Here is an 11193-nt window from a genome sequence, read left to right on the forward strand (position 1 = left end):
ACACGCCAGCCCCTGCAGTCGCGAAGGAGCATCATGAGCGCTGAGTCCCCCCGCTGCGAGGTCCAGCTCGAGAACGACCACTTTCGCGTGACGAAGTGGACGCTCGACCCCGGACAGACCATCCCCATGCACCGGCATGACCACGAGTACGTGGTGATCCCGCTCGTCTCCCGCACCATGCACGTGACGAATGCCGACGGCAGCGAGGTGGTGGCCGAGCTCGTGACGGGGCAGAGCTACACCCGTCCCGCCGGCACCGAGCACCGGGTGGAGAACCGGGAGGCGTCAGGCACGGTCGTCTTCGTGGAGGTGGAGCACCTGTAACGGGCCACCGACCATGACGTGACGTCCAGGGGGCGAGGGCCTACCGCCGCGCCGCGTCCTGGAACATCGCCAGCCGCAGGGTCCGGGCGGTGGTCATGTGCGCCCGCATGGCCTCGCGTGCCGCCTCGCCGTCCCGCGCGCGGATGCGGTCCACGATGTGCTCGTGCTCGTCCAGGGCCTGGTCCCAGCGCCCGGGCCGGGTGAGCGTGGAGACGGGGGCGTGGATCTGGTGGGTGGCCAGCCGGTCCAGCAGGTCCTTGAGCACCGGGTTCCGGGTGGCCGACCACAGGGCCTCGTGGAACTCGACGTTGGTGGTCAGCCGGGTGGCGTTGTCCGGGTCCTGCAGCTCGCGGTCCCGGGCCAGTAGCGCGTCCAGGCGCACCAGGTCCATCTCGGTGCGGGCGCTCGCGGCCTCGAAGGCGGCCTGTCCCTCGAGCAGGATGCGCAGGTCGTACACCTGCATCAGCTCCTCGGGGTCGAGGCGGCGCACCTGCAGCCCGCGGACGCCGCGCTCGAGCAGACCCTCCTGCTGCAGCCGTCCCAGCGCCTCGCGCACCGGGGTGCGGGAGACCCCGAAGCGCTCCGCCAGGCCCACCTCGCGGAAGGGCGTGCCGGGTTCGTGCGCGCCGTGCAGGATCTCGGCCTTGAGCGCGGCATGGATCGCGGTCGCATCCACCTTCACGGCCATCGGCTGTCCTTCCTGCTGGTCTGCTGCGGCTCTCCGCCGTCTCGATGCTGGGTCGATCTCGGACGAGTCCCGCCCCCGCCCGGCGGGGCAGGGGCGGGACGCGCACCGGGTCCTGCCAGCCGGCGTCGGGCCTCACTGGCACGACGCCGGCCGGTGGGTCAGGCTGTCAGGCCAGCGTACCGGCGCGGCGGCCGAAGACGACGCCGGCCGCCAGGCCCGAACCGCCCGGGTAGTTGGCAGAGAACAGCCCGCCGAGCATCTCCCCGCACACGTACAGGCCGGGGATGGCCTCGCCCTGGGCGTCGAGCACGCGACCGTGGGTGTCCGACTTCAGCCCGCCGAAGGTGAAGGTGATGCCGCAGGTGACGGCGTAGGCGTAGAACGGGCCCTCGGTCAGCGGGGTGGCCCAGTTGGACTTCACCGGGGTGGTGTCCGCCTTGCGGCCGTCCTTGACGGTCGGGTCCCACGCCACCGAGGTGTCGATCGAGGCGTTGTAGTCGGCCACCGTGGTGGCCAGGGACTGCGGGTCCACGCCGATCTTTGCGGCGAGCTCCTCGAGGGTGTCGGCCTGTTCCACGGAGATGCCGGGCATGTCGTACTCCTCGGTGCGCAGCATGGCCCGCAGGTTCGCGTCGAAGACCTGGTAGGCCACCGAACCGGGCTGCTTGAGGATCTCGCGGCCGAACTTGGCGTAGGTGTAGTTGCGGAAGTCCTCGCCCTCATCCACGAAGCGCTTCCCCTCGGTGTTGACGATGATGCCCAGGAAGTAGGACTGGCGGGTCAGGCGGTTGGTCAGCTCGCGGTTGGACTCGTTGTCCGGGTTGAACGCGTCCCACTGGGTGGAGTGGCAGGTGGACCAGTCGCCGGCCTTCTGGGCGCCGATGGCCAGGCCGGCGGCGATCATGTCCCCGTTGTTGAACCGGGTGCCGCGCACCTTGGCGTTCTCCCACCCCTCGCCGAGGTGCTCGCGGCGCCACTCGGCGCTGGACTCGAAGCCGCCGGCGCCCAGGACCACGGACTCGGCGCGCAGCTCGGTCACCGTGCCGTCCTGCTGGCGGACCTGCACGCCGCGCACCTTCCCGTCCTCCACGACCAGCCCGAACACGTCCTGGCCGAAGCGGACCTCGGTGCCGAGCTTCTCGGCCACGGCGAGGTGGTCGTGCATCAGGCCTTCACCGCCGCCGACGTTGCCCACGTGCAGCCCGCCCCAGAACAGGTAGGAGCCGTCCTCGCGCTGGTAGGCCTGGCGCTCGTACATCAGGCGGTACTTCAGGCCCAGGGACTTCAGCCAGCGCAGGTTCGGGGCGGCCTCGTGGACCAGGGCCTCGGTCAGGTCCGGGTCGTTGCGGCCCTCGGTGACGCGGACCAGGTCCGCGGTGTAGTCCTCGGGGGAGTACGGCGGCACCACGGTGGTCGCGTGACGCTCGTCCGGCTCGACGAGGTCGGCCAGGTCCTCCAGGCCCGCGTGGGCGATGCGGGTGGCGCCGGCGGTGTAGTAGCTGTTGCCGCCGAACTCGTCCTTCGGCGCCTTCTCCAGGAGCAGCACCTTGCGGCCGCGCACGGCTGCGGCGTGGGCGGCGGTGAAGGCGGCGTTGCCCCCGCCGACGACGATGACGTCGGCGTCCAGGGCGGGCTGGTCCTCGCGGGTGGTCTCGGGTGCGGAGGTGGTCATGGGGTGCCTTCCAGTGGGGCGTCTCGCGCCGCGGTCGATTGCTGTGCACGACTGTATACAGTCGTGCACAGTGACGTCAAGGGTTCGGATCGGACGGCGGAACGGGGGGCAGAACGGGGGGCAGATTCAGTCCGGCCGTAGCATGGCGGGCATGAGCCTGGGGATGCCGAGCACCGACACCTTCGACCACGTCCGCGGCGCGGACGGCGAGCACGTCGGCTACATCCACTGCACCGAGGACGGCGGGTTCGTGCCGTTCGACCTGCTGCAGCGCCGCCGCGGGGAGCCCATGGAGCTGGACAAGGCCGAGGCGCTGCTCGACGCACTGGGGCTCTCCATGCTCGCCGAGGCCTGGTGGCTGGACACCGGGGACGGCAGCCGGGTGAAGGTGCTCATCCAGGAGGTGCACCGCGACCGGCTGACCGTGGCCCGCGCCCTCGACGACCTGTCCGGGCCCGTCGCCCAGGCTGCCGACCTGCGGGCCACCATCACGGTGGAGCTGCCGACGGACCGGTTGCACGAGACGGCGTAGTCCCGGCGCCTCGACAACCGCGCTGGCCGGCCCTGCCGTGGCGGGTGCGCGTCAGTCGCCCGTCCAGAGATAGCGGTGTTCCGGGCGGCCCGTGGCGCCGTAGCGCGGGCGCAGCTCGGCCAGGCCGTGACTGGTCAGCAGGTCCAGGTAGCGCCGGGCGCTGACCCGGGAGATGCCGCAGGCCTCAGCCACCTCCCGCGCCGAACGGTCGACGCCGGCCCCGGCCTCCTGCAGGGCCGTGGCCACCAGGCGCAGGGTCGGGACGGAGAAGCCCTTGGGCAACCGGGCGGGGAGCCCAGCCTCGGCGGCCGCGCCCTCGGTGGCCCCGCTGGGAGAGCCGGCAGCGGCGCCACCGGGCCCGGCGGTCCTCCCGGCCTCACCCGCCCCGCCGGCCGCCTCACCGGTCACCGTGCCGGCGGGCGCGCTCGCGGCCGACCCCTCGGCGCGCGGCTGCAGCCCGGCGGCCCCGCGCACGAGGCGGTCGATCTCGGCCTGGTCCAGTTCCTCCTCGTCGAGCGACTGCTGGTCGGCGCCGGCGGGATCGGCGTAGAGGGCGGCGAAGGCCAGCAACCGCTCGTTGAACTCGTCGCGGCTGAAGGGCTTGACCAGGTAGCCGTCCACGCCCTGGCCCACCGCGCGGCGGACGGTGTCCCGCTCGGAGGCGGCGGTCACCATGATCACGGCGACGTCCGAACCCGCCGCGCGCAGGTCCTCCAGCACCTGCACTCCGCTGCGGTCCGGTAGGTGCACGTCCAGCAGGACCAGGTCCACCTCGTGCTCGGCGAGGAACCCGGCCACCGGCACCCCGCGCTCCAGCACGCCGGCCACCTCGAAGCCCTCGAGGGCCTCCACGAAGCGCCGGTGCATCCCGGCCACCGCGAAGTCGTCGTCCACGATCAGCGTCCTGATCACCCGAGCCTCCTCTCCTGGTCTGTTCGTGTCGCCTGGTCCGCCCGCGTCTCCGGGGCCGTCCGTTGCTCCCGACCGGCCGGCGTCGCGCCGTGGTCCTCCGGAATCGCCTCGCTGCCTGCCGCGCTACCGGCTGGGCTGCCGGCCGCTCCGCCTGCGGGCACTTCACTGTCATTCTCACCCGGCCACGCGGCGTGGAACCGGGCCCCGCCCAGCGGTGACGCCTCGACGCGCACCCGGCCGCGCCGGCGTCGGACGATGCGGTCCACCAGGGCCAGGCCCACCCCGCGCCCGCCGACCGGGGGAGCGGTGGTGCCCTCGCGCTGTTTCGTCGACTCGCCCCAGCGGAACAGCCGGTCGGCGGCGGCCGGGTCGAGCCCCGGGCCGGAGTCCTCCACCGTGACGGCCACCTCGGACCGGGCGGCATCCTCACCGCCACCCTGATCGGCACTCCGGCCGTCTCTGTCACCGGCCCCCGCCCCCGCACCACCGGCGCGGACCCGGAGGAGGACGCGGCCGCCGTCGCCGGCCGCCTCGATCGCGTTGGTGAGCAGGTTCGCCACCACGGTGAGGGTGTCGTCGTCGGCGCGCCAGTCCGGGTCGGCGCCGCTGTCCGCGGCCACCGTCAGCTCGACGCCGGCCTCGCGGGCCACCGCGGCCTTCGCGCCGACCAGCGCGGTGAGGGAGGCGTCACCGAGGTCGGGGGTCCCCGAGCTGCCGAGCGGCCCGGTCAGCGTGCGGACGTACTCCTCGGCCTCCGCCGCCTCACCCAGGGAGAGCAGTCCGGAGATGACGTGCAGTCGGTTGGAGAACTCGTGGGTCTGGGAGCGCAGCGCCTCGGTCATGCTGCGCTGGCCCTCGAGCTCGCGGAAGGTGGACTCGAGCTCGGTGCGGTCCTGCAGGGTCAGCGTCCGCCCGACCGGCCGGCCGCCGACCAGCACGGGCCGGGCCTTTGCCAGCAGGATGCGCTCGCCGGCCAGGACGAACCCGGTGGCCTCGGGGCCGGCGGCGGGGGAGAGGAGCATGGCGGCGACGTCCTCGTCCAGCACCTCCGAGGCCAACTGTCCTTCCACGTCCGCGGAGACGCCGAGCAGCCGGCGGGCCTCGTCGTTGGCGAGGGTGATGGTGCCGTGCTCGTCCACGCCCACCACGCCGTCGCCCACGCTGTGCAGCAGGGCCTGGCGGGACTGGTGCAGCCCGGCCATCTCCTCCGGCTCGGCCCCGTAGATCCGCCGACGCACGTAACGCGAGGCCCAGGCCGCCACGGCGGTGCCCAGCGCCGCGGCGCCGAGGATCCAGGGCGCGAAGCCGAGCACCACCTCGAGCAGGTCCGCGCGGATCTCCGACTGCAGGATGCCCACGGAGACACTGCCCACCACGGTGTCCCCGTCCCAGATCGGCACCTTGGAGCGCAGGGTCACCCCCACCGGTCCCTCCTCGACCCCGCGGAAGCTCTCGCCGCTGAGGATGGGGCCGTGGTCCGAGGACACCGGCTGCCCGATCAGCTCCGGGTCCGGGTGCGCCACCCGCAGCCCGTCCCGGTTGACCACGACGACGAAGGAGACTCCCGCGGACCGCTCGGCCAGGTGCGCGATCGGCTGGATGCTCGCCGCGGCGTCCGGGTCGTTGACGTCGTCAATGACCTCCGGGTTCGCGGCGATCGCGGTGGCCACGGTGTCCACCTCCTCGAAGGCCAGCTCCCGGGTGTACCGGTCCTGGACGAACAGCACCACCGCGGCCACGGCCAGCACGGTGACCAGCACGATCGCCACCTGCAGCGCCAGCAGCCGGCGGCGGATGCGCCGGCCGGTGCGGGGCGTGGCGCCGACGAGGGCCATGGCTGCTCCTGTGCTCGGGGACTGCGGGGACTGCGGGGGCTGCGGGGGCTGGTGTGGGGGACTGCTGGTGGGATGGCTGGCGGAGGTGCTCGTGACCAGAACTTTCTTAACCACCTCTTATGACCACAACCAGTTTTCCACTGTGCCACGCGTCACGGGTCTGCCACGGTAGTGATCCGGCTCACAACCCTATGCGGGCCGCAACCAGACCTTCGCACTGAGAGTACGGAAAGCAATGAGCACACGGACAGTCAAGAGGACCATCCTCGGCGTGGCTGCGGCCGGCGTCGTCGGGCTGGCCCTGGTGAACGCCGCCGCGGACGGCGGCGAGGCCACCGCCCGCTCCAAGCTGGTGCTGATGGCCCCGGCCGCCCCCGGCGGCGGCTGGGACGGGTTCGCCCGCGAGTCCCAGCAGGCCATCAAGTCCGGCGGCATCTCCAACAACGTCCAGGTGGTCAACGTGCCCGGCGCCGGCGGGACCATCGGCCTGGGCCAGTTCGCCCAGATGGAGGGCCGCTCGGACATGCTGATGGTCACCGGCGGCGTGATGGTCGGCGCGGTGGAGCTGGCCGACGCCGGCGCCACCCTGGACGACGTCCAGCCCGTGGCCCGCCTGGCCGACGACTTCGCCGCCCTCGTGGTCCCGGCCGACTCCCCGTACCAGACCCTGGACGACTTCATCGAGGCCTGGAAGAAGGACCCGGGCGGGACCTCCATCTCCGGCGGTTCCCTGGGCTCGATCGACCACCTGCTCACCGGGCTGCTGGCCGAGGAGGTCGGGATCGACCCCGCGAAGACGAACTACATCGCCTACTCCGGCGGCGGCGAGGCGCTGACGTCGATGCTCTCCGGCACCACCGTGGCGGGGATGTCCGGCTACAACGAGGTGGCCGACCAGATCGACGCCGGCATGCTGCGGGCCCTGGCCGTGTCCTCCGAGGAGCGACTGCCTGGAGTGGACGTGCCCACCTTCAAGGAGCAGGGCGTGGACGCCGTCATGGCGAACTGGCGCGGCCTGGCCGCGGCTCCCGGCGTGGAGGGCGAGGCCCTGCAGGAGCTGAAGGAGATCGTCGCCGAGTACCGGGAGACGGATCAGTGGCAGGACGCGCTGGAACGCAATTCCTGGACGGACAGCTACATGGTGGGCGAGGAGTTCGACTCCTTCCTCGACGAGGAGATCGCCCGCACCGAAGACATCGTGGAAGGACTCGGCCTGTGAGCACCCTGATGGAGACCCCGACGCCGGAGCGCACCGCCGGCGGGACCGCGCGTCGGTCCTTCTGGTCCGGGCGCAGCGAACTGATCATGCCGGTGCTGGTGGCAGGCCTGGCCACCTGGCTGGCCTACGAGACGGCGACCATGACGGTGCTGGGCACCTCGGTGCCGGGACCGCAGTTCTTCCCCACGATCGTGTGCGTGCTGCTGTACGCGGTGGCCGTGGTCCACGCCATCCAGGTCCTGCGCACCCCGCGGCTGCCGGATCCCACGGACGACGCGGAGAACGCCGACTTCTCCTCGGACCTGCTGGGCGACCTGGCCCACGCCTCCGAGAAGGGACGCCGCCGGATCGCCGGCCAGGACCCGAAGGCCACGCTGCCGACGGACTGGAAGACCTACACGGACTGGAAGACCGTCGGGCTCGTGGTCGGCGGCATCGCCCTGTTCATCCTGGTGCTGCCGGTGCTGGGCTGGGTGTTCTCCGCCGCCGGACTGTTCTGGATCGTCTGCAAGGCCCTGGGCAGCAAGCGCCCCGGGTTCGACATCGTGGTGTCCCTGGTGTTCGCCGCCGTCATCCAGCTGGCCTTCAACGCCGGCCTCGGACTGAACCTGCCCTCGGGCTTCCTGGAAGGACTGCTCTGACATGGAACAGCTGACTATGCTCTTCGAGGGGTTCGGCGCCGCGCTGACCCCGATGAACCTGCTGTGGGTGTTCATCGGCGCCATCCTGGGCACCGCCGTGGGCGTGCTGCCCGGGCTGGGCTCGGCCATGGCGGTGGCCCTGCTGCTGCCGATCACCTTCACCCTGGACCCCACCGCGGCGTTCATCATGTTCGCCGGCGTCTACTTCGGCGGCCTGTTCGGTGACTCCACCGCGGGCATCCTGCTCAACACCCCGGGCAACTCCTCGGCGATCGCCTCCACCTTCGAGGGCCACCGGATGGCCAAGGACGGCCGCGCCGCCAAGGCCCTGGCCACCGCCGCCGTGGGCGCGTTCGTCGGCGGGCTGATCGCCACCACGCTCGTGGTGTTCTTCGCCCCCACCCTGGTCAAGATGGCCACCGCCTTCGGCCCGGCCGAGTACTTCGCCCTGGCCGTGTTCGCCTTCCTGGCGATCTCCTCCGTGGTCTCCGAGTCCGTGGTCAAGGGCGTGGCCGCCCTGGGCATCGGCCTGGTGCTGGCCATGGTCGGCGTGGACGGGCCCTCGGGCACCGTGCGGTACACCCTGGGCCTGCCCCAGCTGTTCGACGGCATCTCGATCGTGGTCATCACCGTGGGCCTGCTGGCCCTGGGCGAGGTGCTGCACATCGCCGGCAGGATTCATCGGGATCCCTCCGCCACGAAGATCGAGCCCAACGGCCGGGCCCGCCTGGACCGCAAGGACTTCCGCCGGGCCCTGCCGGCCTGGCTGCGCGGCACCGCGTTCGGCGTGCCCTTCGGCATCATCCCCGCCGGCGGCTCCGAGGTCCCCACGTTCCTGGCCTACGGCACCGAGAAGAAGCTGGCCAAGCGCCGTGGTGATGCCGAGTTCGGCACCGTCGGCTCGATCAAGGGCGTGGCCGCCCCGGAGGCCGCCGGCAACGCGACCGCCGGCACCGCGATGGGCGCCCTGCTGGCCCTGGGCCTGCCGACCTCGGCGACGGCGGCGATCATGCTCGCGGCCTTCCAGCAGTACGGCATGCAGCCCGGACCGCTGCTCTTCGAGCGCAGCGGGGACCTGGTGTGGACCCTGCTGGCCTCGCTGTTCATCGGCCTGGTGGTGCTGGTCATCCTCAACATGCAGTTCGCGGTGCTGTGGGCCAAGATGCTCTACATCCCGCGGCACTACCTGTACGCCGGGATCACGGTGCTGTCCATGCTGGGGGTGTACGCCATCAGCTCGGCCACCCTGGACCTGTGGGTGGTGCTGGCGGTGGGCCTGCTCGGGTTCATCATGCGCCGCTACCAGTTCCCGCTGGCCCCCGTGCTGATCGCCGTGGTGCTGGGCCCGCTGGCCGAGACCGAGCTGCGCCGGGCGCTGACCGTGTCCGAGGGCGACCCGTCCATCCTGGTCTCCAGCCCGGTGACGGTGATCCTGTACTCGGTGCTGGCGCTGGCCCTGGCGGTGTCCGCGCTGCAGCACCTGCGGCACCGGCGGGAGCGGGTGGCTGGGGGTGCTGGTGGTGATGGGTCCGGTCCGCACGGTGGTGAGGGACGCGGGCCCGACGCCGGCCCGGCCGGCCCGTCGGAGGGTGCGGTCGCGGAGGAGCGTGAGAGCAGCCGGGTGTAGTCGGCTTGATCTCTACGCCGGGGTGGGGTGCCATGGGCACCCCACCCCGGCTTTCCACTGTCTCAGAGTCGCCTCAGGTGACGACGTCCCCGGCATCGCGAGGCTTGAGTACCGGCATCATGACAGCCCGGGCGTCCGGGGACACGGGTGCGTATGCGGCCCGGGGATCGGGATCGAAAGCGAAGTCCGAGAAGGTCTTTGGTGAGGTCCCGACGAAGGGGGCCTCGCTGGCACCCGAGAGGATCCCGGGGAAGTATGTGCTGGCGAGATGCTTCCGAAGAGGTTCGTCGCAGACGTACAGGAACGTGCCGCGGATGCCCCGCGTCAACAACACGTTGTAGACGTTGATGACGTACTCGCGAATCTGTTCGTCGGTGTACTCGATCTTCAGCCTGGAATTGTTCTCCTTGCCCTTGACGTCGAAGTACGAATCGCGGTTGAAGACTACCCGGCCGGTCCTCTCGTCGTAAGACAGGTCCGGGCCGATGATCACCCCGGCGTAGTTGAGGTCGTATCCCTGGATCGTGTGGATCGATCCCACCTCATACCTGGAGTTCTGTGTCCCGACCCAGTCGGTCGCGGTGGAGTTCCATCTCAGGTCGAGTCCGTCGATCGAGATGTCGGTCGCAGTCTTGTCTTTCTTGCTCTTCCAGGGCCACGCGAAACCGGCCAGTAGGCGTGAGAGGCCGTGGCGGCCGTCCAGGCGGAGGAGTTCGTCCCGCATCTGTCCCAGATCCGTGAACATCCGCAGGTCGTAGTCTCCGACCTCAGGGGGCTGCGGGAGACCGTCGGTCCTGGTCGCTCGGAGCGCGGATCCGAAGAACTCGACGTAGTCGTCGCCTGCATTGACCCTGAGCTGAGACTGCAGGGTGAAGAGTCGGTCTTGGGACTCCGCACCAGTTATCAGGGCGTCCACCGTGGCTCGGGGGAGGTCTGCAGGACGCACTGTCTGCTGGGGGTCGAGGATCAGCACCTGGTGGCGGCTCCTAGCTCGGATCCAATCGAGTTGGGTCCTGGTGAGGTCATCTGCACCGAAGAGCTTCTCCGTGATCTCGCGGAACCGGGCGTTGTGCATAGCGGCTGACTGATTGGCGCGCTGGCTCAGTCGGTGGGCCTCGTCGACGATCAGCACGTCGTAGCTCTGGTCCTGTAATCCGATGGCGAAGGGATCCACCACCTGGTCCGCGCTGAGCCCCGGAGTTCGCTTGAAGACGTTCTTGATGGACTTCCGCAGGGACTGCTGCGGGACGACCAACCCTAACCGCAAGCCCTGAAGCCGATCCCTGTTCTCCCTGGTGAACAGGTCGCTGAAGGGGCGGCCGTCCTGGATGAGATCCTCCAGTTCGGCATCGGACTGGGTGGCAAGGTCGGCGAGCAGCTTCATCAGCACCACTGCCAGCACAGTCTTGCCGGTGCCTGGCCCGCCGGTGACCACCATCGGTGGGCTGGGCGGTTGATCCTGCGAATCGGCAGTAATGTCCGCCAAGACGGCTTCCGCCATCACGCGGACGGACTCGTCCTGTTCGGGGGAGAGTTCCTTGAACGGCGACAGCTTATAGAGGTCCTGATTGATGATCTCCAACCGCGTCTGCACGAAGAGTCCGTCCGCGTGGAGCCGGTCGAAGATCCGACGGAAGGTCTCCTGGTAGTACTCGCGGGCAAAGTAGTCTCCGGCAACGATGCCCTCGTTGCGGTTCTCGACCGTGTGGCCGTCACCGGAGAACATCCGGATGAGGTGTTAGC

At 70.7% G+C, this 11193-nt stretch carries 10 protein-coding genes; 5 read left to right on the top strand and 5 right to left on the bottom strand.

Going from position 1 to position 11193, the window contains the following annotated elements:
- The first annotated feature begins 33 nt into the window (after window positions 1–33).
- Window positions 34–324, top strand: a complete 291-nt coding sequence (locus tag CITRI_RS0106550) for a cupin domain-containing protein (RefSeq protein WP_010143880.1) — start codon at window positions 34–36, stop codon at window positions 322–324.
- Between the two features lie 40 nt (window positions 325–364).
- On the opposite strand, the gene CITRI_RS0106555 is transcribed toward CITRI_RS0106550, so the two are convergent.
- Window positions 365–1012 carry a GntR family transcriptional regulator gene (locus tag CITRI_RS0106555; RefSeq protein WP_010143881.1) on the bottom strand — a complete coding sequence of 216 codons (648 nt, stop codon included), beginning with the start codon at window positions 1010–1012 and terminating at the stop codon, window positions 365–367.
- 166 nt (window positions 1013–1178) lie between these two features.
- Window positions 1179–2684 carry an FAD-dependent tricarballylate dehydrogenase TcuA gene (tcuA, locus tag CITRI_RS0106560; protein ID WP_010143882.1) on the bottom strand — a complete coding sequence of 502 codons (1506 nt, stop codon included), beginning with the start codon at window positions 2682–2684 and terminating at the stop codon, window positions 1179–1181.
- A 151-nt stretch (window positions 2685–2835) separates the two neighbouring features.
- Here tcuA and CITRI_RS0106565 point away from each other — a divergent pair, with 151 nt between their 5' ends.
- Complete coding sequence (locus CITRI_RS0106565) at window positions 2836–3216, top strand: hypothetical protein (RefSeq protein WP_040385843.1); 381 nt, start codon at window positions 2836–2838, stop codon at window positions 3214–3216.
- A gap of 51 nt (window positions 3217–3267) precedes the next feature.
- Here CITRI_RS0106565 and CITRI_RS0106570 read toward each other — a convergent pair whose 3' ends face one another.
- Window positions 3268–4128: a response regulator gene (locus CITRI_RS0106570; RefSeq protein WP_010143884.1), complete on the bottom strand. Its 861-nt coding sequence runs from the start codon at window positions 4126–4128 to the stop codon at window positions 3268–3270.
- Window positions 4125–5963 carry an ATP-binding protein gene (locus CITRI_RS16645; RefSeq protein ID WP_010143885.1) on the bottom strand — a complete coding sequence of 613 codons (1839 nt, stop codon included), beginning with the start codon at window positions 5961–5963 and terminating at the stop codon, window positions 4125–4127. The genes CITRI_RS0106570 and CITRI_RS16645 overlap by 4 nt, the downstream gene beginning before the upstream one ends.
- A gap of 235 nt (window positions 5964–6198) precedes the next feature.
- On the opposite strand from CITRI_RS16645, the gene CITRI_RS0106580 reads away from it, so the two are divergent.
- The 3 genes from CITRI_RS0106580 to CITRI_RS0106590 are packed head-to-tail and all read left to right on the top strand — an operon-like array spanning window position 6199 to window position 9450.
- Window positions 6199–7182, top strand: coding sequence for a tripartite tricarboxylate transporter substrate binding protein (locus CITRI_RS0106580; protein WP_029139098.1), 984 nt, complete (start codon window positions 6199–6201; stop codon window positions 7180–7182).
- On the top strand, window positions 7179–7823 hold the full coding sequence (locus tag CITRI_RS0106585) for a tripartite tricarboxylate transporter TctB family protein (RefSeq protein WP_010143887.1): 645 nt from the start codon (window positions 7179–7181) through the stop codon (window positions 7821–7823). Before CITRI_RS0106580 ends, CITRI_RS0106585 begins: the two co-directional genes overlap by 4 nt.
- A 1-nt stretch (window position 7824) precedes the next feature.
- Window positions 7825–9450 (top strand): tripartite tricarboxylate transporter permease, encoded by a 1626-nt coding sequence (locus CITRI_RS0106590; RefSeq protein ID WP_010143888.1) that lies wholly within the window; start codon window positions 7825–7827, stop codon window positions 9448–9450.
- Window positions 9451–9523: 73 nt separating this feature from the next.
- Here CITRI_RS0106590 and CITRI_RS16650 read toward each other — a convergent pair whose 3' ends face one another.
- Window positions 9524–11176 (bottom strand): DNA/RNA helicase domain-containing protein, encoded by a 1653-nt coding sequence (locus CITRI_RS16650; RefSeq protein ID WP_010143889.1) that lies wholly within the window; start codon window positions 11174–11176, stop codon window positions 9524–9526.
- Window positions 11177–11193 lie beyond the last annotated feature (17 nt).

The organism is Citricoccus sp. CH26A, assembly GCF_000224415.1.
Classification (GTDB): domain Bacteria; phylum Actinomycetota; class Actinomycetes; order Actinomycetales; family Micrococcaceae; genus Citricoccus.

Excerpts from the sequence above, each read along its gene's own strand:
- CITRI_RS0106555 (WP_010143881.1), bottom strand. The coding sequence starts at position 1,012 with ATGGCCGTGAAGGTGGATGCGACCGCGATCCATGCCGCGCTCAAGGCC.
- CITRI_RS0106550 (WP_010143880.1), top strand. The coding sequence starts at position 34 with ATGAGCGCTGAGTCCCCCCGCTGCGAGGTCCAGCTCGAGAACGACCAC.
- CITRI_RS0106565 (WP_040385843.1), top strand. The coding sequence starts at position 2,836 with ATGAGCCTGGGGATGCCGAGCACCGACACCTTCGACCACGTCCGCGGC.
- CITRI_RS16645 (WP_010143885.1), bottom strand. The coding sequence starts at position 5,963 with ATGGCCCTCGTCGGCGCCACGCCCCGCACCGGCCGGCGCATCCGCCGC.
- CITRI_RS0106580 (WP_029139098.1), top strand. The coding sequence starts at position 6,199 with ATGAGCACACGGACAGTCAAGAGGACCATCCTCGGCGTGGCTGCGGCC.
- CITRI_RS16650 (WP_010143889.1), bottom strand. The coding sequence starts at position 11,176 with ATGTTCTCCGGTGACGGCCACACGGTCGAGAACCGCAACGAGGGCATC.
- tcuA (WP_010143882.1), bottom strand. The coding sequence starts at position 2,684 with ATGACCACCTCCGCACCCGAGACCACCCGCGAGGACCAGCCCGCCCTG.
- CITRI_RS0106590 (WP_010143888.1), top strand. The coding sequence starts at position 7,825 with ATGGAACAGCTGACTATGCTCTTCGAGGGGTTCGGCGCCGCGCTGACC.